Origin of the sequence: Halovivax limisalsi, assembly GCF_023093535.1 — an archaeon.
Taxonomy (GTDB): Archaea; Halobacteriota; Halobacteria; order Halobacteriales; family Natrialbaceae; genus Halovivax; species Halovivax limisalsi.
Map to the genome: position 1 here is coordinate 3,085,828 of NZ_CP095757.1, position 18,934 is coordinate 3,104,761.

Below are 18,934 nucleotides of genomic sequence, written 5' to 3' on the forward strand. Positions count from 1 at the left end.
GAACGCGGCGGCGCGAGTGTGATGACGGAACGTATTTGAAAGTGGCACAGTAATCGCCAGCAAATGAGCCACGGGGGATCGCCGTGCGCGTCGTGATCGTCGGCGCCGGCGCGGTCGGCCGGACGATCGCGGAGAACCTGGCGGACGGGCACGACGTCATCGTGATCGACCAGGACGAGGACATCGTCGAGGAGCTCACCTACGAGCTCGACGTGCTCTCGATCGCCGGCGACGGGACCGAGATCGGGACGCTCAGGGAGGCGGAGATCGGCGAGGCCGACATGGTCATCGCGTGTACGGACAACGACGAGACGAACGTCGTAATCTGCGGCGCGACGAAGACCGAGAGCGATGCGTTCACCATCGCTCGCGTCCGCCGCCGAACCCTCCTCGAAACGTGGCAGGGCTCGGAGGGCGCCTTCGGCGTCGACTTCATGGTCTGTACCGATCTCCTGACGGCCCAGGCCATCTTCCGCATCACCGGCCTGCCCGCGGCGACCGACGTCGACATGTTCGCCGGCGGGCTCGTCAGGATGGCGGAGTTCGAGGTCCGGGAAGAGAGTCCCGTCGCCGGCCAGACCGTCAAGGAGGCCGATCGCTACGACTCGCTGACCTTCGCCGCGGTCTTCCGGGACGAGGAGATGCTCGTCGCCACGGGCGAGACGGTCATCTGCGAGGGCGATCGCATCGTCGTCATCGGGAGCCCGGAATCGATCACCAAATTCGCGAACGAGGTCGCCTCGGTCACCGACAACGGTCGGAAGGAGGTCGTCATCGTCGGGGCGAGCGAGATCGGGTTCCAGGCCGCCCGGGAGTTCGAAGAGCACGGCCACAACCTCCGGTTGATCGAACGCGATCCCGATCGGGCCAGGGAGGCCGCCGAAGCCCTCCCGAACACGATGGTGCTGCAGAGCGACGCCACCGATACCGACTTTCTCATGCGCGAGCACATCGACGAGGCCGACGTCCTCGTCGCCGCCCTCGACAGCGACGAGAAGAACCTCCTGGCCGCGCTGCTGGCCCACCGCGTCGGCGTCGAACGCACCGTGGCGGTCATCGAGAACGTCGAGTACGCCGCCCTGTTCGAGATGGTCGGCGTCGACGTCGTGATCAATCCGCGCGAGGAGACCGCCGAGGAGATCGTTCGTTTCACGCGCGCTGCGCGGACCGAGAAGGTGGCGATGCTCGAACACGATCGAGCGGAAGTCATCGAGATCGAGGTCGGTCCCGGGAGTACGCTGACCGGGCGGACGATCGAAGAGGGGACGCGCGACCTGCCGGATGGGGTCGTCATCGGCGCCATCTCCCGGGGCGGAGAGCTCGTCACCCCGCGCGGCACCACCGTCGTCAGGGAGGGCGACCACGTCGTCGTCTTCGTCGACGCCGCGATCCTCGACGAGGTCATCGATCTCCTATAGATGAACGCACACCTCCGCGTCGACGTCCGTGCGGGCCTGAGCCTGGTCGGGACGCTCACGGCGGCGCTCTCGGCCGCCTACGTCGTTCCGATCGTCGTCTCGCTCGCGTACGGCGGCGAGGATCTGTGGGTGTTCGTCGCGACGCTCCTCATCACCGCCGGGTTCGGACTGGCGCTGCGGACGCTCGACCCCGATCCGGATCCGGGGGCCAGGGAGGCGTTCATGGTCGTCGCGCTCACCTGGCTGTTCGCGGCCATCTTCGGCGCGCTCCCGTACGTCCTGGCCGGGAACGGGACCGTCGCCACGCCGGTCAACGCCGTCTTCGAGAGCATGAGCGGGTTCACCACGACCGGAGCCACCGTGATGGACGAGATTTCGCTCGAGACGCACTCGCACGCGATGCTCATGTGGCGCCAGCTCACGCAGTGGCTCGGCGGCATGGGGATCATCGTCCTCGCGGTGGCGATCCTCTCCGAGATGGCCGTCGGGGGCGCGCAGTTGATGCGCGCGGAGACGCCCGGTCCCGGCGTCTCGAAGCTGACGCCTCACATCGCCCAGACGGCACGGGTTCTCTGGCTCGCCTACGTCTTCTTCACGGTGGCGTTCATCGTCATCCTCGCTATCCTCGGCGCCTTCGAGATTGCACCGGAGATGAACCTGTACAACGCGATCGCCCACGGCTTCTCGACGCTGCCGACCGGCGGCTTCTCGCCGGAGGGCCAGAGCATCGCGGCGTTCTCCCCGATCGTCCAGTGGACGTTCGTCCCGTTCATCTTCGTCGCCGGCGTGAACTTCGTCCTCTGGTGGCACGTCCTCACCGGCGACGCGTGGTCGCTCGTCAGCGATTCGGAGTTCCGGGCCTACCTGGGCGTCGTCACCGCGCTCTCGGCCCTCGGGACGCTCGTCCTCTTTTTCTCCTCGCTCGAGACGGAAGCGACCGGCATGATCGGTGGCAACATCGAAAAGTCGCTTCGCTACGCCGTCTTCCAGATCGTCTCGCTGACCAACTCGACCGGGTTCGCGAACATGGACTTCTACGAGTGGAGCGGTCCGGCGAAGGGCGTGCTCCTGTTCGCGATGTTCGTCGGCGGCTCGACCGGGTCGACCGGCGGGGGCATCAAGATCCTTCGCTGGCTCGTGATCCTGAAGACCCTTCGGCGCCAGCTCTTCACCACTGTCCACCCCGAGGCCGTCCGACCGGTTCGAATGAACGGGCGCATCCTCGACGAGGACGCCGTCCGCGGCATCTACGCCTTCACCCTCCTGTACCTCGTGCTCTTCTTCGTCGGCATCGCCCTGTTCGCCGCGGACGCCTCGCGCGCCGGCGTCGATTTCACGCTGCTCGACGTCATCAGCGCCTCGGTCGCCAGTCTCGGGAACATCGGCCCCGGCCTGGGCCAGCTCACCGGCCCGATGGGCGGCTACCTGGAGTTCCCGATCCCGTCGAAACTCCTCATGATCTGCTACATGTGGATCGGTCGTCTCGAAATCTTCCCCGTCCTCGTCCTCCTGACGCGGGCGTACTGGCGGTCCTGATCGGGACGCGCCGGCGGATACCGTTACCGGGCGCCGCGGTCATCGGTCGGATGCCTGCGGTCGATCAGCGACAGGCACTCCCCCGGTCCGGTTCGACCGCCATCCGTCACTCGACTCAGTCGTCGCCAGGCGTGCGCTCGGCCGAGTGTTCGCGCCGCCCGGTGCCGAAGAGGCGTTCGCGAAGCGAGCGCTCGGACGGTCGTTCCGCGAGCATCACGGTCCCCTCAACCTCGCCGACGACGTCGAGGTGCAGCGAGTCCGAGAGGAGCCGTGTCAGGAGTCCCCGTTCGGTCGCGCCGAGGAGGACGATCGAGTGGGTCTCCGCTTCCCGTTCGATCGCCGCCTCGACGTCGCCCGAGTCGTCGACGATCAGGGTGGCGTCTCCGAGCCCGTGGTCGTCGGCCCACTCGGAGAGGAACCGCTCGCCGGCCTCCGCGTACGACGGGTCGTCGACGACGTGCAGCAGCGAGACCTCGGTCCCCGCGACCGCGCGGAGCGCGCGAGCGACCTCCGCGCTCAGATCGGAATCGGGGCCGCCGGCGGTCGGCAGGAGGATGCTCGAGGCGTCGTGGCCGCGATCGCTGACGATGAGGAAATCGCAGGGCAGCTGGTTCGTCAGCTCCTCGACGGGGCGCTCGGCGCGGGCCGCCGTCCAGAGCTGGTTCTCGCCCCACTTCATGACGACCATGTTCGGCCGCGTCCGCCTGGCCGCGCTGAAGATCTCCTCGAACGAGCGGTGCGTGGCCACCGAGGAGGTCTCGATGTCCACGTCGTAGCGATCGGCCAGCTCGTGGGCGCCTTCCAGGTGCTTCTCGGACTCGCCGCGAATGCGCTCGTCGTGACCCCCGCTGCCGAGCGACAGGGCGTCGGGCGCCTGCACGACGTGGAGGACGTGTACCGTCGGGTCGTTCTCCTGCTGACTGGCGATGATGGCGCCGAGTTCGACGAGGTCCGCGTCGGTCCGCGGGTTCGTGATCGGGACCATCACGCGGTAGCAGTCGTCGTCGACGAGGGCGGCCTCCGCCGCGTCGAGGATCGGCACGTACGATCGCCCCGCCACCCGGCCGAACAGCACCTCCGGGACGGTGAGCCGGCGGTCCAGCCCCTTGATCCGCGCGGAGGAGAGCCGATCCTCGCTCGTCTGGTAGTAGTTGACGACGGTGACGAGGACCACCCCGCCGATGGTGTTGCCGAGCAACACCGGAAGCACGAAACCGGAGAGACCCCGTAAGAGTGCCAACTCCTGGTTAAACACGAGAAAGAGCACCTCGGTGAACGAGACGACGACGTGAAAGAGGTTCCCGAGTGGAATCGCCAGAAACGCCAGGTAGACCACGAGCACCCGCGAAATGGTGTCGGTCGCAGCGAAGCCGACCCAGACGACGCCGGCGACGATCAGCCCGGCGAACAGAGCCTTGAAGAACAACGACCACCAGCCCGTCTCGAATGCGCCCTTTCGGGCGATGTCGATGGCTTTCCTGGTGGCATCCGGTTCGAAAACGCCTCCCCAGGTCAGGACCACCGCCCCCAGGGCGCCGCCGGTAAAGTTCCCCGAGAGGACGATCCCCCAGTGGCGAAGCAACGCGGGAATGCTCGCCAGCCGTTCGAGCGTCAGCGCGACCGGCGGGAGCGTGTTCTCCGTGTAGAGCTGGTAGCCGCCGATGATGATGTAGACGAAGCCGAGCGGGTAGAGCATCGAGGCAACGACGGCGCTCTCGGTCTGGGCGGAGACCGAGGCGTACAGCAGGAAGGTGATCGTGATGGCGAAGCCGGCGGCCAGGCCGCTGAAGTACAACTCGCGGCTGCTCTCGGTGACTTCCTCGTCGGCCGCCGCGATGATCCGCTGGAACACCTCGTCCGACGAGAATCGGTCGCGGACGACCGACCCGACCGCCGGCGCCCCGCTCCGGGACCGCTCGACGGCGTCCCGGACGGATTCGTTGGCGTCCGACGGCGGCGGCACTCGACCTCCCTCTTCACCGCCGTCCGGTCGCGTCGGTCCGCTCATTGTCGGAACACTGGCTACCGGATCCTAAGAAGGGTTTGGGTTCGGGACGGTCGCATCTGATCGACAACGCGCCCACGACGCCGGAGCGTCGCTCGCCGCAGCGAGCGCGGCGCCGGATCGGATCGTTCGACGCGGTCCACACTACCGCGGCCGCCCACACCCCGCCGGACGCGGTTCGCGTCGCGAGGGTAACCTTCAACACCCGCCGCTGCCTCGCTTCTGACGATGTACCGCGCGGTGGTCTTCGACCTCGACGAGACGCTCGCCGTGCCCGACCGCGACCGGGAGACGCTGCTGGCCGAAGCGGCCGAATCGGTCGGCGAACCCCCGCTCTCACGGGCGGCCTACCTCGAGGCCCACCGCCGGAACCTGACGAGCGAGACGCGCGAGCCCATCTTCGCGGAGTTGCTCGCCGAGCGCGAGACCGAAACCGACCCGGAAGCGTTCGCCGCAGCCTACCGCGAGTCGGTCACCGCCTCGCTCGCGCCGGTACCAGGCGTCGAATCCGCGCTCGAAACCCTCCGGGAGTCCTACCGCGTCGGTCTCCTGACGAACGGGCCCGTCCGGGCTCAGCGGGCCAAACTCGACGCGCTCGGCTGGGAGGACGCCTTCGACGCGGCCCTGGTCACCGGCGAACTCGACGCCGGGAAACCCCAACCCGAGGCGTTCGCCGCGATCCTCGACGAACTCGACGTCTCCGCCGACGAGGCCGTCTACGTCGGCGACGACGTCGACGCCGACGTGCGGGGCGCGAGCGACGCCGGCATGGACGTCGTCCAGGTGCTCGTCGGGGACGCGACGCCCGATCCGCGGGCGGACGCCGCCGTCGAACAGGAGCGGCTCGGACGCGAACTCCCGGCGATCATCGCCCAACTCGAGGCGGATCGCCGCCAAGAGTAACCGGCCCAGCGGCTCGAGTCAGCCACCCACTCACCTTACAGCGATCGAGCGACGGCGTCGAGCACGCCCACGCCCCGTTTGACCGCCGCGCCGGAGTCAAGAAACACGAGGGTTTGTGGCGGTCGGCTCGCCTTCGGCCGCGCCCGGAGGTCGCGCTCGGTCGCCGCCTCGCGGGCCGCGTCGGGCCCCTCGCGAAATGCCACGTGCGCGCGATCCGGCTGGACGAAGACGCTCGCGATGGTGTCACCGTGCGCTGATCGCCCGTTCGCGTCCGATGCCGCGGATTCGCCCGACTCGGCGGTCGACGACTCGCGGGTGATGTCGTACGCGCGAGCGCCGTCGACGGTCGGCTCCACGTCGGCCACCGCGTCCGTCACGGCGAGCCCGCCGAGCGGGCCGTCGCTCCGCCCGTCGACCTCCGAGGCGAACAGCTCCGCGATTCGGACGCCGTCCTCGATCCGCTCTTCGACCATGCGCGTCGATTCGACGGGGAGGAAAAAGCGACTTCGGGTTTGGCGGCGGTCGGCGGGCGAGAGCCGTCGACCGGCCTCGATCGCCCCCGCTCGTCGCCGATCAGTCCTCCAGCGCGGCGGCCCGCGCAGCGTCGAGGTACGACTCGACCGACAGGCCGCGACGCCTCGCGTGGACGACCGCCGCCACCTCGATCGTCACGCCGAGTTCCTGCTGGCAGGCGTTGATCGCCCCCACCGCCTCGTGTTTCGGGTGCCCCTCGGCGACCAGCGCGTCGAGGACGCGCTCGAAGGTCGACCGGCCGAGCAGGAGGTCCTCGTCCGGGACGAAGTCCTCGGGCACCGTCACCTCGGCCGGGTCGAACGTCACCGCGAGGTCGTCTGCGGTCCGTTCGAGTAATCCTTCCTCCGTCGCCACGTCGACGAGGCGCTTGGCCTGGTCGGGCGAGAACCAGTCGCGATCCATCGACAGCGCGACGACGAACTCGTTTTCGCGAAGCGTTCGCGTCCCGCGCTGCCCGAACGGCGCGGCGACGACGACCCGGAGACTCATCGACACCCGGTTTCACCAGGGCGGAATTAATCCTGACGGTTCGGCTGGTCTCGGATCGGAAAAGCCCTCCAAAGAAAAACCGGCTACGACTACTCGAACCGACAGTAGACGGAAACGATGTCTATTGGTTCCCTCACCAATAAGCTTATCGCGTTGGTCCGTGTACCGATAATCGTGGATGGCCCCATTCACGGAAGACGACCTCGACGGAGTAAGCGAGGGGAGGAAGTACCCCGACGGAACCGTCATCCGGGTGTTCTGCATGCGGACGACCCGTGACGCGTACCCGTCCGGATGGGCCTCAAGCTTCACTACGGCACGACGGATCCAGACCCACCCCGCACGCTCGACGATGGGACGATTCGGCGGTACGATAACTCGCACGAGGATACCAAAGGACACGAACTTCACGTCGCTCCGGACCCCGATCCGGTCGTAATCGAGTTCCCCGGGATGATCGAACTGTGGGAACGGTTCTGGAGGGAAATTCCGAAATCCGAGTTGAAAGTTAACTGAGACCATCACACCACGGTGATACCAATGAACGACACCACGCCGCCGCTGCACCCGATGGAGCGCGAACAGCTTCGGGCCGAGTCAACGCTCGTCGTTACCGTGAAGGCGTCCCGTGAATTCCACGACGACGTCGTCGACGGGATCGAGGCGCTCGAACGCGGGAACTCGGTGAATTCTCCGCCCACGCTCTCGTTCGCGAGTTACGACGACCTCATGGAGACGCTGACACCGCGCGCCCTCGACCTCATCGAAGCTATCCGTCGGGAAGGGCCAGCCAGCATCAACGAGACCGCACGTGTGGTCGACCGAGACGTGAAGAACGTCCACGAGGAACTCAGTCGGCTCGCTCGATTGGGAATCATCTTTTTCGAGGAGGAGGGACAGCGAATGCGCCCGGTCGTCTGGTTCGACGAACTCGTCATCACTCTCCCATTCGATCCGGAGGCTGGCGACACGGCGACTGCGGCACCGTGACTCACCCGGACGCTGACCTCGATGCCGAAGACGAAGCGGCCGTCCCCGCAAACTGTTCGAGGTATGTAAAATGTATCCAATCTCAACCGAACGCTTCGACCGTTGGCGGGCGAACGGCAGAACGTATCGAGATTTTATCCAGTGAACGTTTCCCGATACAAAATTAATCTTATTTCCAACAGATATAATATACTGCGATGTGTACGCCCGACCGGAAGCTCACGTCTCCACACGAGCCGCAGGGGGCATGCGCCCAGAGAAATGCCCCGGGTGTTAGGGCCACCCGAGACGTGGCTTCCAAACCGGATCACCGATTTGGTCACCATGATTGCGAACACACTACCGAGACAAAAAGGTCTCGCACGCTCGCGGTATCGAGAGATGAATCGCCGTCCCGCTTCTGGTTTCGATCGTTCGGAGTGGGGACGCTGTCGTCACGAGTGGACGACGCGACTGGTTCGGAGGAATTTCCGATGAAATCTCTCGGTGCGGTGCGGGGTGACCAGTCGGCCGACTCGACGGCCGAGCGCGAGTGCTACCGGTGCGATCGCGACCTGGCGACCGACCAGCTGTTTCGCGTGACGGCCCGGCCGCCCGCCGCGTCGGAGCGATTCGCGGCGGCCACGCGATTTTGCTGCGCCGACTGCGTGGCTGGCATTGGGGATGCTGGAGTTCGCAGATCGGGTAGTGACTGAAAGTCGTCGTTGATAGGTGGATTCGTTTTGAGAGTAGCTGAATACGTCCTGACGTGGCGGACTCGGTGCAGCGATCGACGAGGTTGCAAAACGATCGGATCGAGCCTTATAAGTATCGTCCGCCGGTTTCGTTCGGGTATGCAAGACCAGGTCCGCTCGACTCGCAAGCGAACCGGAGGCCGACTCAAGCACGCGCGCAACCACCGCAAGGACGAACTCGGGCGCGAACCGACCGAGACGCAGGTGGGCGAGCCGCGCTACAAGACCGTCGACGTCCGCGGCGACAACGTCAAGACCCGCGCGCTCGCGACCGACGTCGCCCACGTCAACACCGGCGGCGAGACGGTCACTGCCGAGATCGAGAACGTCGTCGAGAACGAGGCCAACCCCAACTACGTCCGCCGGAACATCATCACGAAGGGCGCGGTCATCGAGACCGGCGAGGGCACCGCCCGCGTCACCTCGCGACCCGGCCAGACCGGCCAGGTCAACGCCGTCCTGCTCGACTGAGACCCACGTCTCGCTGCGCTCTCGTTCTCGCGAGTCAGGGTTCATTCGACCCAGGGTACGGGCGCGACTCAGCACCCGCGGGTCAGCCGGACGGTCCGGTGGTCCGGATCGACGCCGTCGACGACGTCGGTCCGCCGGGTGCTGACGCGCTCGAACCCGTGATGTTCGTAGAAGCCGATCGCCTGCGCGTGTCCGTCGAACACCTCGACGCACTGGTCGATCTCCGGGGGATGCCCGGCGCAGTCCGCTCGCTGTCTCGCCGTGATCGCTTCCAGGAGCGCGCTCCCGACCCCCAGTCCCTGGGCCTCCGGGTGAACGTAGAGCGTCGACACCTCGCACGTCCCGTTCGTCGGCGACGATCCCCGGCCGGCCCCGCAAACCGCCGGCGCGGCCGAATCGTCGGCCGAGGCGGCGACGAGCCACCGGCCCGCGTCCGTTGGCGCCCGAATCTCCGCCCGGAGCCAGTCGGTCGTGTAAAACGTCTCGAGGTTCGCCTCGACGTAGGCGTCGGGCAGGAGTCCGTCGTACGCTCGTCGCCACGCGGTCGCACAGACCGTCCGAATCGCCGGTGCCTCGTCGGGGCGTGCCGGTCGGACGGTCACGTCGACGGTGCCGTCGGTCATCGGGTTCACGTCGAATCACCCGGCTCATATCGCTGACGATACCGGATCGACCGATCGACGCGAGGCGGCTACGGTCGCGGCGCCGCCTTCTGGAGGGCCGTCTCGGCGATGTTACCGCCGTAGTCCGCACACCGCGAGAGCGAGTCGACGATGAGGCCGAGCGACTGGGCCTCGACCGGATCGAGGTCGCGCAGGCGATCGTCGATCTTCCGGGTGTGTTCGTCGATCTCGCGGACCGCCTGTCGGGCGGTGTGGCCGAGTTCCGTCGCCCGGTCTGCGTCCTCGGCGTCGAGCGCGTCCATCGACGTGCGGATCACGCGGTCGGCGTCCTCGTAGAGCGCCACGAGCGCGTCGGCGACGTCCTCGGGCACGTCGTCGAGCTTCTGGGCGAGCTGGCTCACCTTGACCGCGTGGTCCGCGACGCGTTCGAGTTGGCGGGCGCTCGAGTGATAGTCGAAGCAATCCTCGCGGGTGACGCCGAGGGATTCGGCCGCCGTCGGCGAGCGAAGCGTCGCACGGAAGATGCGCGAGACGACCAGAAAGAGCCTGTCGACGTCGTCGTCGCGCTGGATGACGTCCGCCGCGATGTCGTCGTCGTTTTCGACCAGGGCGGTCACGGCGTCTTCGAGCATCGATTCGGCGATCAGGCGCATCCGGTCGACCGCGTTCACGATCGAGAGCTCCGCCGAGTCAAGCAGATCCTGGATCACGACGCTGTCGGTGGTCTCCGAGAGCACCTCGACGCCGACGAGGTTCTGCGTCGCCTCCCGGATGGCCCGCCGCTGTTCGGTCGTCACCCGATCGGCGGTCAGGCGGATGATGTCGAACCCGCTGACGTACATGGTCATCACCGCGCGCGTGAGCTGGGTGCCCGTCAGGTTCGAGACGTCGAGTTCGCCCTCCTGGTGGGCCGACTCCCGCTTCGGCGTCAGCAAGAGCGCGCCGTCCTCGGGGTAGAACTCGACGGTGCTGCCCGCCTCCACGCCGTTGTCCGTCGCCCACTCCTTCGGTAACGAGACCGTGTAGGTCGACCCGCCCGTCACTTGCACTTTGCGCGTCTCCATAACGGCACCTCTGCAGCCACACCCTAAAGAAACAGCGATCTATTGATATCCGCCCACAACTCCGTATTCAGCTTCGAAAGTAAGGTCGAGTCACGAACGATTCAGTGAAGGGTAAACGCTCCTGCGGTCGGTGGTGTCGATCGAACGCGCCAGTGCCGGACGAACGAGGCAATAGACGGGTCCGATCGTCGCGCCTGTTCCTCGACTAGCGTGGTCGCGACGGCGGCGTGTGTGCGATCTGACGACTCAATACCGACCGGAGATGACCGCCGGTCCATCGCCGTCGGCCGTGACCTACTGTGACAATACATACCTCTATATAGCAATCATAGTAGTCTACTTACCTGCACCGCCGCTCACATTCGATGATGTCGAGAGACGCTACGGGGCCGTCGGCGGGGCTCGGCCGGCGAGCGGTGCTCGCGGGTACAGGGGCGGCGATCTCCGGCGCGCTAGCGGGCTGCAGTGGGGTATTCGCGACGGCCAACAACCAGGTGAACGTCGCGGGAAGTTCTACGGTGTTTCCCGTGACGGAAGCCATCGCCTCCGCGTTCTCGGAGGAGAACCCCACGGCCAACATCTCGCTCAGCAAGACCGGAACCGGGGGCGGGTTCGGGAACTTCTTCTGTGCGGGCCGAACCGATATCAACAACGCCAGCCGGGAGATCGCCGACGCCGAGGTCGAACAGTGCGCGAGTAACGACGTGACGCCGATCGAATTTCCGGTCGCCACCGACGCCCTGACGGTCGTGGTCAATCCGAACGCGGAGTTCGTGGACTGCCTCACAGTCGAGGAGTTGCGCCAGATCTGGCGCGCCGACGGCGCCCAGCAGTGGAGCGACATCGACGACTCCTACCCGGACGAACCGTTCGAACTCTACGGGGCCGCGACCACCTCCGGGACGTTCGACTACTTCAAAGAAAAGATCGTGGGCGAGGAGACGAATCATCGAAGCGACTACTACGCGACCGAACAGGATCGGACGATCGTCCAGGGGGTACAGGGCTCCGAAACGGCGATGGGCTACTTCGGATTCTCGTACTACAGCGAAAACCCCGACTCCGTCAAGGCGATCGCCATCGATAACGGCGACGGCTGTGTCGAACCATCGCTCGAAACCGCCCAAACAGGCGAATACGCGCCTCTCACGCGTGACCTGTACATCTATGTGGCAAAGGACTCCCTCGCCGATCCGACGGTCCGGGACTTCGTCCGCTACTACATGGAACGAACGACGAGTGACCTGATCGCCGAGATCGGATACGTGCCGCTGAACGAGGAGAAACAGGCGGAGAACATGGACAAACTCGAATCGAAGATCGACGAGGTGACCGCATGAGCGAGCACGACTTTTCACACGACGGCATTCGAACCCTCCGCGGCACGACGTTTCGCTACCTCTTCTTGCTCTGTGCGCTCCTCTCGATCGCGACCACCCTCGGGATCATCCTCACGCTCGTCGTCGACGCCATCAACTTCTTCGGGTCGGTGTCGATCGTCGACTTCCTCACGGGAACGAGGTGGACGCCGAGTCACGAACCGATCTCCTTCGGGGTCCTTCCACTCATCTCCGGGACACTCACGGTCACGATCGGCGCCGCGGCGGTCGCGCTGCCGATCGGCCTGCTGACTGCGATCTACCTCTCCGAGTACGCCTCCGAGCGGCGGCGAGCCTACCTCAAGCCCGCCCTCGAAGTGCTCGCGGGCGTCCCGACGGTCGTTTACGGCTACTTCGCGCTCGTCTACGTGACGCCGTTTCTCGATCGCTTCCTCCCCATCGGAACGTTCAACGCCCTCTCGGCGTCGATCATGGTCGGCATCATGATCATCCCGATGGTATCCTCGATCAGCGAGGACGCGATGAGCGCGGTTCCGGACTCGCTCCGACAGGCCGGCTACGGCCTCGGCGCGACGAAGTTCACCGTCTCCACGACGATCGTCGTCCCGGCCGCGCTGTCGGGCATCTTCTCCTCGTTCATCCTCGCCCTGTCGCGGGCGATCGGCGAGACCATGATCGTCGCGATGGCGGCCGGCCAGACGCCGCGCATGGTCGACCTCGCGAACCCCACCGGGATTTTCCTCGACTCGATCGAGACGATGACCGCCGCAATGGTCAAAATCGGGACCGGCGACATGGTCAGCCAGGGAGTCAAGTACCAGAGCCTCTTCGCGGTCGGCCTCACGCTGTTCGTCATCACGTTCGCCATGAACCTGATCAGCGAGTTCGTTGCCTCGCGCTACAGGGAGGTGTATCGCTGATGGCGGCCGAATCGACCGACGCGCGCTCCGACTCCGCATTCGGCCGGATCAGTCGACGCAAAGACGTCGCATTCAGACTACTCGCACTCGCCGCGACGCTCGTCGGAATCGTCTCGCTGGCACTCCTGCTCGCGAACGTTGCCGTCGACGCCGTCGGCTGGCTTGACTGGGGATTCCTCACGAATCCGCCCCACCCGTTCCCCGACCAGGCTGGTTTCCTCCCGGCGATCGTCGGTTCGATCGCCATTATGCTCCTTATCGCACTGATCACCTTCCCGCTCGGCGTCGGCGCCGCGGTCTACCTCGAAGAGTACGCGGACGACGGCCCGCTGACGACGTTCATCCAGCTCAACATCGCCAATCTCGCCGGCGTCCCGTCGATCGTCTACGGGCTGCTCGGACTCGGACTCTTCGTCGGGATGCTGGACATCGGCTACGGGTCGATCATCGCCGCGGCATTCACCGTCGGCCTGCTCATCCTGCCGATCGTGATCATCTCCGCTCAGGAAGCGATCCGCGCGGTACCCGACTCGCAGCGACAGGCCTCCTACGGGATGGGCGCGACGAAGTGGCAGACGATCCGCAACGTCGTCCTGCCGCGGGCGATGCCGGGCATCATGACCGGGACGATCCTCGCGCTCGGCCGCGCGATCGGCGAGACGGCGCCGCTGATCATGATCGCCGCGCCGACGACCGTCTTCGGCGTCCCCAACAGCCTCCTCAGCAAGGTGAGTGCGATGCCGCTGCAGATCTACAACTGGGCGTCCTACCCGCAGCAGGCCTTCCAGTACGGCGTCGTCGCCGCCGGCGTCGTCACCCTGCTCGTCATCCTGCTCACCATCAACTCGATCGCGATCGTCATCCGGAACCGATTTGAGCGAACCACCTGACAATGACACACGCACAGATGTCCCACTCGGAGACCGAATCGGCCGACGACCAGCCAGCCACCACCCTCGATTCCGACCTCGTCTCGGAGGACGACGGCTCGTCCCAGGAGACGACGACGGATCGGACGCTGCTCGAAGCGCGCGACCTCAGCGTCTATTACGGTGACGAACAAGCGCTCACCGACGTCGACATCGAGATCCCCGAGAAGCAGGTCACCGCCGTCATCGGCCCCTCGGGTTGTGGCAAGTCCACGTTCCTCCGGTCGATCAACCGGATGAACGATCTCGTCGACACCGCCCGCGTCGACGGCGACCTGCTCTTCGACGGCAAGAACGTCTACGACGACGACGTCGATCCCGTCGCGCTCCGCCGGAAGATCGGCATGGTGTTCCAGTCGCCGAACCCGTTCCCCAAATCGATCCGCGACAACGTCGCCTACGGCCTCAAAGTCCAGGGCGACGATCAGAACGTCGACCAGAAGGTCGAGACCGCGCTCAGGAACGCGGCCCTCTGGGACGAGGTGAACCACCAGCTCGACGAGAGCGGCCTCGAGCTCTCCGGCGGCCAACAACAGCGCCTCTGTATCGCCCGCGCGATCGCGCCCGACCCGGAGGTCATCCTCATGGACGAGCCCGCGAGCGCGCTCGACCCCGTCGCCACCTCGAAGATCGAGGACCTGATCGACGATCTGGCCGAAGAGTACACGGTCGTCATCGTCACCCACAACATGCAACAGGCGGCCCGCATCTCCGACAAGACGGCGGTCTTCCTCACCGGCGGCGAACTCGTCGAGTTCGACGACACAAACAAGATCTTCGAGAATCCCGATCACCAGCGCGTCGAGGACTACATCACCGGGAAGTTCGGTTGAGGAACTTTTGCGCTGTCGTTCGGAAGACGCTTCGCGTCTTCCGTGATGACGAGAGGCGCGAAGCGCCTCTCGAACCACGCTCTGACGGAACGGCGCCAGCACGGCTGGCGCACGTTCCGTCGACGCTCGGCAAAATCTTCAAAAGAGCCTCCGGCTCTTTTGGACGGCGAGGGAACGCAGTTCCCTCGAGCAGTCGGCGCGAAGCGCCGACGACCTCCGCGGGAGCTTCGCTCCCGCTTAGCTTCCATGAAAAGCACTCCTCGCTCCCCTACAGCGCCGCTTCGCGGCGCTTTGGCTCGCGGCTTCGCCGCTCGCTTTCCCGCGGCGCGCAGCGCCGCGCTTTCCGGGTCGGTCGTCGGCCCGCTCGCTCACTTCGTTCGCTCGCGGTGAACGACTCAGGCGCGGAGCCCCGTCCAGGCCGCTGCAACTCGTTACAACCGCATCAAGCCTTTCCCGCCGGGTCTGGCGACGGCATCCGCACCAAGGGCAGCTGTCACAACGACGAGAACAGCGTTCCGAAGACCCAGATCCAGCCGTTACCAGCGTCGGTCGGCATCGGCAGTTCACGACCCGAGCTCCAGAACCGATTCCCGTCGAACCGCACGCGGACCATCGAGAGGCGCCCCGGAACGACCCGAGACATAAGCTACATACCCGTTCGACGCGGATTCGCGAGTATGGCAAGAGAGTCCTATCAGGAACAACTGACGGCGCTTCGCGAGGACGTCTGTTATATGGGCGAAGTCGTCATGGAACGCCTTCGGATGGGCCTCGACGCGCTCGACCGGAAGGACGATTCGCTCGCCCGTGAGGTCATCGAGGGCGACTACGAGGTCAACCAGATGTACCTCGACCTCGAACAGCAGTGCGTCGACCTGCTCGCGCTCCAGCAACCGGTCGCGAGCGACCTCCGGTTCATCGCGGCCTCGTTCAAGATCATCACCGACCTCGAACGGATCGCCGACCTCGCGGTCAACCTCGGCGAGTACACCATCGACGCCGAGCGCGACCTCTTCCCCGACGTCGACATCCAGGAGATGGGCGTCGCGACGCTCGAGATGGTCGACGACGCGGTCCAGGCCTACGACACCGAAGACGTCGAGGCCTGTCGCGAACTCGCCGCCCGCGACGACGACGTCGACCTCGTCGCCGAACGGGCCAGCGAGATCGTCGTCCGCGACCTCATCGAACGCGAACTCGACGAGTCCGACGAGGTCGAGGACCTCCTCCAGGACGTCTCCCGGCTCCTGTTGACGATCCGCGACTTGGAACGAATCGGCGATCACGCCGTCAACATCGCCGCGCGCACGCTGTACATGGTCGAGAACGACGACGAACTCATCTACTGACGGCCCTCGGTTCGGGTTCGCCGTCGTTTCGCTACTGTTCCAGTCCGTGGCGAAGCCACGCCGCACTGACCGACCGACAGGGATCCGATCACGTCCCTGCCGGACCGACCCCGAATCTCCGTAGGGCCGCCTGATGGACGACGGCAAGGCAGGTCCACGTCGACACCTCGCCAGCGTGGTCCTGACGAACCCTCGACGGCGCAGCCGTCGCCGACGACGGTGCCCCGGACGCCGTCTTCGCCCACGTCAGCGACCTGCACGGCCAGCTCGCGTCGAGACACGAGATCTACTTCGACAACTCGCCGAGCGCCCCCGATCTCGACTTCGGCGACGAGGCGTCCACCGTCGAGCGCAGTGTCCTACATCCAGCCGGGCGTCGATTGCGACGAGGGCGAGGCCTACAGCGAGACGTCGATGATCCCACGCGTGAACGACTTTCCCGAAGGAGGGCGAACTCACCGCCGAAAGTTCAACGGATACGGTTATGTGGTACGTTCACATAGGTTCCTATGGTGGTTAGCTATTGTTCGTGGGAACAAACGGTAGCCAGTACCGAAAGTCGGTAAGGCAGATCGGCGCGTCGAGCACGCAACGCAGGAGCGGTGATGCGCACCGAGAGCGGCAATAACTCGGTGGAGCGATGGGAACGAACATGACACAACGCACGGAAACCGGGCGATATCGACCAGTACACGAACGGCGGGAAACCGACGGAGGAAACGGATGAGCGGCGAGGGAAGCACGATCGGCGGCGGCGTGGGAAACGAGGCGAACGGCGATCTAAGTACCGTCAGCGGCGGCGAAGACAATCAGGCCGACGGACAGGCGAGCACCGTCAGCGGCGGCGAGCGGAACCTCACCGGGGACGACTTCGGCACGGCCAGCGGCGGTCACGACAACTCGGTCTTCGGTCGGTACAGCGTCGTCGGCGGGGGGCGAAACAATCGGACGACGGGGACCGCGAGCACCATCGCTGGCGGCGGAACGGTCGAAGGCATCGACGGCGGTGGCGGCAATCTGGCGGACGGCGAACTGAGTTTCATCGGCGGCGGCGCGTGGAACACCGCCAGAGGACAGTACGCGACGATCGGCGGTGGTGAAGACAACCGGACCGAAGCGGAGTACGCGACCGTCGGCGGCGGGCTGGAGAACGAAGCCACCGGGATTCGATCGACGGTCGGTGCGGGCTGGGGAAACGAAGCCACCGGCCAGGCGGCAACAGTGGCCGGCGGTGCGGGGAACGAAGCGAGCGGCGTCGACGCGACCGTCGGCGGCGGCGTCGGCAACGCGGCGAGTGCCCGACGGGCGACGGTCGGCGGTGGCGGCGCGACGGGCGGGCAGGGGAATACGGCCAGCGGTGCCCACGCGACAGTCGGCGGCGGTCGGAACAACACGGCGAGCGGTGATCGGGCGACCGTTCCCGGTGGATTCTCGAACGAAGCGGCCGGAGAACACTCGTTCGCGGCCGGTCGGGGCGCCAACGCAACGCACGACGGTGCGGTCGTGTTCGGGGACGCCACGACCACCGACATCTCCTCGACCGGCCCCGACGAAGCGCGGTTCCAGATGCCCGTTCACGCACCGGCGTTCAACACCGAGAGCACCAGCGCGGCGAAGACGAACGTCGAACCGGTCGACCCGCAGGCCACGCTCCAGGGCGTCGAGTCGCTGTCGATCACCACCTGGGAGTTCCGCGAGAACGGGAGCGGTCGACACATGGGGCCGATGGCCGAAGAGTTCGCGGACACGTTCGGCCTCGGCGAGGACGGAACCGCCATCGCATCGGTCGATTCCGACGGCGTCGCGTTCGCCGCGATCCAGGGACTGGCGGAGTCCCTGGGGGAGAAAGCCGAACGCATCACCGCGCTGGAGGAACGACTCGCGACGCTGGAGTCGCGGGTGGACGAGTGAGGGCGGCTCCCGAGGGTCGAACGGTCAGCCCCGGCCTATTTCGCTACGGGGCGCCGTCACGACCTCTCGCGTCGAAGAACTCGTCGGTTCCGCGCGGATTCGCGGTTCCGGCGGCCGGGAAAACCGGACGCGGTGGGGGTGAGAGCACGGCATCGCTCCCTTCGGGCGGCCGGGCAGGAGACGTTCCAGGCGCTCTAGACCGCGAGAACGCAACGGACCGGACGATATTAATATAATCCGACCGCACCGGTACCGTATGAAACAGCAGTCGTTTCGTCGAGCCGTCCTCGGTCTGCTCGCTCTCGCAGTGCTGGTCGTCACGCTCGGCTTGCTGTCCCTCCTCGAGGTGCTGACCGCGGAGTTCGGGCGGACGAACGCGTTCGCGAGTAACGCGTTTCCGCTCCTGGCCTGGGCGGTCGTCTCACTCGTTACCGTCGTGCTACTGGGAACGGGCGTACGCCTCGCCGGACAATTTTTCTGGCGACTCGCCGCGCCGGTCGAGGCGGATTGACCGCGGCACGATTCCCCCATCAACGGTTGACCCAACCGGCGTTCGCTGGCGCAGCGTCGGCTGTACCCCGAGTGGCTTCCGAGCGGACTGTCGATGTCGAAATCGTCATGCAAGACGATCGTACGCGTCGCCGACCGCCGGTTCAGGTTCGATGCGGTCGGAGTCTGTAAGTTGTTGACGCGGTCGAGCGCCGCTGGCGAAGTTTCGAGACAACCTCACGAACCGCCCGGAGCGACCTATCCACAATGTCTGGCGTCACCGGGAGTCCAGTACCGAACTCACGGGGGCGTCCTGGAAGGCAATCGGCAGGGTATCGGACGACGAACTCCACCTCACGGACGACGGCGTCGAGGTGTTCGGCTACGCGGTGACGT

The 18,934-nt window shown here is 66.0% G+C and carries 17 protein-coding genes and 1 pseudogene; 13 read left to right on the forward strand and 5 right to left on the reverse strand.

Going from position 1 to position 18,934, the window contains the following annotated elements:
• The first annotated feature begins 83 nt into the window (after positions 1-83).
• Positions 84-1,418: a Trk system potassium transporter TrkA gene (gene trkA, locus MXA07_RS14400; RefSeq protein WP_247729288.1), complete on the forward strand. Its 1,335-nt coding sequence runs from the start codon at positions 84-86 to the stop codon at positions 1,416-1,418.
• The gene (locus MXA07_RS14405; protein WP_247729289.1) at positions 1,419-2,954 is read left to right on the forward strand and encodes a TrkH family potassium uptake protein; all 1,536 of its coding nucleotides are present in this window, start codon (positions 1,419-1,421) and stop codon (positions 2,952-2,954) included.
• Positions 2,955-3,069: 115 nt separating this feature from the next.
• On the opposite strand, the gene MXA07_RS14410 is transcribed toward MXA07_RS14405, so the two are convergent.
• On the reverse strand, positions 3,070-4,962 hold the full coding sequence (locus MXA07_RS14410) for a formate/nitrite transporter family protein (RefSeq protein ID WP_247729290.1): 1,893 nt from the start codon (positions 4,960-4,962) through the stop codon (positions 3,070-3,072).
• Positions 4,963-5,187: 225 nt separating this feature from the next.
• Here MXA07_RS14410 and MXA07_RS14415 point away from each other — a divergent pair, with 225 nt between their 5' ends.
• Entirely contained in the window at positions 5,188-5,862 is a 675-nt protein-coding gene (locus tag MXA07_RS14415; RefSeq protein WP_247729291.1) for an HAD family hydrolase, read from the forward strand.
• A 35-nt stretch (positions 5,863-5,897) separates the two neighbouring features.
• Here MXA07_RS14415 and MXA07_RS14420 read toward each other — a convergent pair whose 3' ends face one another.
• Positions 5,898-6,335 carry a DUF7993 family protein gene (locus MXA07_RS14420; RefSeq protein WP_247729292.1) on the reverse strand — a complete coding sequence of 146 codons (438 nt, stop codon included), beginning with the start codon at positions 6,333-6,335 and terminating at the stop codon, positions 5,898-5,900.
• A gap of 100 nt (positions 6,336-6,435) precedes the next feature.
• Positions 6,436-6,885 (reverse strand): DUF2240 family protein, encoded by a 450-nt coding sequence (locus MXA07_RS14425; RefSeq protein ID WP_247729293.1) that lies wholly within the window; start codon positions 6,883-6,885, stop codon positions 6,436-6,438.
• A gap of 178 nt (positions 6,886-7,063) precedes the next feature.
• Between MXA07_RS14425 and MXA07_RS14430 the strand changes: the two are divergent.
• The 3 genes and pseudogenes from MXA07_RS14430 to MXA07_RS14440 all read left to right on the forward strand — a co-directional run bounded on the left by MXA07_RS14430 (position 7,064) and on the right by MXA07_RS14440 (position 9,080).
• Positions 7,064-7,401 (forward strand): annotated as a pseudogene (locus MXA07_RS14430) (toxin-antitoxin system TumE family protein).
• 24 nt (positions 7,402-7,425) lie between these two features.
• Positions 7,426-7,875, forward strand: a complete 450-nt coding sequence (locus MXA07_RS14435) for an HVO_A0114 family putative DNA-binding protein (protein ID WP_247729295.1) — start codon at positions 7,426-7,428, stop codon at positions 7,873-7,875.
• A gap of 833 nt (positions 7,876-8,708) precedes the next feature.
• Positions 8,709-9,080, forward strand: a complete 372-nt coding sequence (locus MXA07_RS14440) for a 30S ribosomal protein S8e (RefSeq protein WP_247729296.1) — start codon at positions 8,709-8,711, stop codon at positions 9,078-9,080.
• Positions 9,081-9,148: 68 nt separating this feature from the next.
• Here MXA07_RS14440 and MXA07_RS14445 read toward each other — a convergent pair whose 3' ends face one another.
• Positions 9,149-9,703: a GNAT family N-acetyltransferase gene (locus MXA07_RS14445; RefSeq protein WP_247729297.1), complete on the reverse strand. Its 555-nt coding sequence runs from the start codon at positions 9,701-9,703 to the stop codon at positions 9,149-9,151.
• Positions 9,704-9,771: 68 nt separating this feature from the next.
• Positions 9,772-10,767: a phosphate uptake regulator PhoU gene (locus tag MXA07_RS14450; protein ID WP_247729298.1), complete on the reverse strand. Its 996-nt coding sequence runs from the start codon at positions 10,765-10,767 to the stop codon at positions 9,772-9,774.
• A 368-nt stretch (positions 10,768-11,135) separates the two neighbouring features.
• Between MXA07_RS14450 and MXA07_RS14455 the strand changes: the two genes are divergently transcribed.
• From MXA07_RS14455 to MXA07_RS14485, 7 genes are all read left to right on the forward strand, one after another.
• Positions 11,136-12,107: a PstS family phosphate ABC transporter substrate-binding protein gene (locus tag MXA07_RS14455; RefSeq protein WP_247731763.1), complete on the forward strand. Its 972-nt coding sequence runs from the start codon at positions 11,136-11,138 to the stop codon at positions 12,105-12,107.
• Positions 12,104-13,027, forward strand: a complete 924-nt coding sequence (pstC, locus tag MXA07_RS14460; RefSeq protein ID WP_247729299.1) for a phosphate ABC transporter permease subunit PstC — start codon at positions 12,104-12,106, stop codon at positions 13,025-13,027. Before MXA07_RS14455 ends, pstC begins: the two co-directional genes overlap by 4 nt.
• Entirely contained in the window at positions 13,027-13,917 is an 891-nt protein-coding gene (gene pstA, locus MXA07_RS14465) for a phosphate ABC transporter permease PstA (RefSeq protein ID WP_247729300.1), read from the forward strand. The genes pstC and pstA overlap by 1 nt, the downstream gene beginning before the upstream one ends.
• 2 nt (positions 13,918-13,919) lie before the next feature.
• Positions 13,920-14,789, forward strand: a complete 870-nt coding sequence (pstB, locus tag MXA07_RS14470) for a phosphate ABC transporter ATP-binding protein PstB (RefSeq protein ID WP_247729301.1) — start codon at positions 13,920-13,922, stop codon at positions 14,787-14,789.
• 677 nt (positions 14,790-15,466) lie between these two features.
• The gene (gene phoU / locus MXA07_RS14475) at positions 15,467-16,138 is read left to right on the forward strand and encodes a phosphate signaling complex protein PhoU (RefSeq protein WP_247729302.1); all 672 of its coding nucleotides are present in this window, start codon (positions 15,467-15,469) and stop codon (positions 16,136-16,138) included.
• Between the two features lie 723 nt (positions 16,139-16,861).
• Positions 16,862-18,049 carry a tail fiber domain-containing protein gene (locus tag MXA07_RS14480; protein WP_247729303.1) on the forward strand — a complete coding sequence of 396 codons (1,188 nt, stop codon included), beginning with the start codon at positions 16,862-16,864 and terminating at the stop codon, positions 18,047-18,049.
• Between the two features lie 256 nt (positions 18,050-18,305).
• The gene (locus MXA07_RS14485) at positions 18,306-18,560 is read left to right on the forward strand and encodes a hypothetical protein (protein ID WP_247729304.1); all 255 of its coding nucleotides are present in this window, start codon (positions 18,306-18,308) and stop codon (positions 18,558-18,560) included.
• Positions 18,561-18,934: the final 374 nt, after the last annotated feature.

Bases quoted from the DNA above. Each gene is read 5' to 3' on its own strand.
- MXA07_RS14405 (WP_247729289.1), top strand. From the start codon at position 1,419: ATGAACGCACACCTCCGCGTCGACGTCCGTGCGGGCCTGAGCCTGGTC.
- MXA07_RS14410 (WP_247729290.1), bottom strand. From the start codon at position 4,962: ATGAGCGGACCGACGCGACCGGACGGCGGTGAAGAGGGAGGTCGAGTG.
- MXA07_RS14415 (WP_247729291.1), top strand. From the start codon at position 5,188: ATGTACCGCGCGGTGGTCTTCGACCTCGACGAGACGCTCGCCGTGCCC.
- MXA07_RS14420 (WP_247729292.1), bottom strand. From the start codon at position 6,335: ATGGTCGAAGAGCGGATCGAGGACGGCGTCCGAATCGCGGAGCTGTTC.
- MXA07_RS14425 (WP_247729293.1), bottom strand. From the start codon at position 6,885: ATGAGTCTCCGGGTCGTCGTCGCCGCGCCGTTCGGGCAGCGCGGGACG.
- MXA07_RS14435 (WP_247729295.1), top strand. From the start codon at position 7,426: ATGAACGACACCACGCCGCCGCTGCACCCGATGGAGCGCGAACAGCTT.
- MXA07_RS14440 (WP_247729296.1), top strand. From the start codon at position 8,709: ATGCAAGACCAGGTCCGCTCGACTCGCAAGCGAACCGGAGGCCGACTC.
- MXA07_RS14445 (WP_247729297.1), bottom strand. From the start codon at position 9,703: ATGACCGACGGCACCGTCGACGTGACCGTCCGACCGGCACGCCCCGAC.
- MXA07_RS14450 (WP_247729298.1), bottom strand. From the start codon at position 10,767: ATGGAGACGCGCAAAGTGCAAGTGACGGGCGGGTCGACCTACACGGTC.
- MXA07_RS14455 (WP_247731763.1), top strand. From the start codon at position 11,136: ATGTCGAGAGACGCTACGGGGCCGTCGGCGGGGCTCGGCCGGCGAGCG.
- pstC (WP_247729299.1), top strand. From the start codon at position 12,104: ATGAGCGAGCACGACTTTTCACACGACGGCATTCGAACCCTCCGCGGC.
- pstA (WP_247729300.1), top strand. From the start codon at position 13,027: ATGGCGGCCGAATCGACCGACGCGCGCTCCGACTCCGCATTCGGCCGG.
- pstB (WP_247729301.1), top strand. From the start codon at position 13,920: ATGACACACGCACAGATGTCCCACTCGGAGACCGAATCGGCCGACGAC.
- phoU (WP_247729302.1), top strand. From the start codon at position 15,467: ATGGCAAGAGAGTCCTATCAGGAACAACTGACGGCGCTTCGCGAGGAC.
- MXA07_RS14480 (WP_247729303.1), top strand. From the start codon at position 16,862: ATGAGCGGCGAGGGAAGCACGATCGGCGGCGGCGTGGGAAACGAGGCG.
- MXA07_RS14485 (WP_247729304.1), top strand. From the start codon at position 18,306: ATGAAACAGCAGTCGTTTCGTCGAGCCGTCCTCGGTCTGCTCGCTCTC.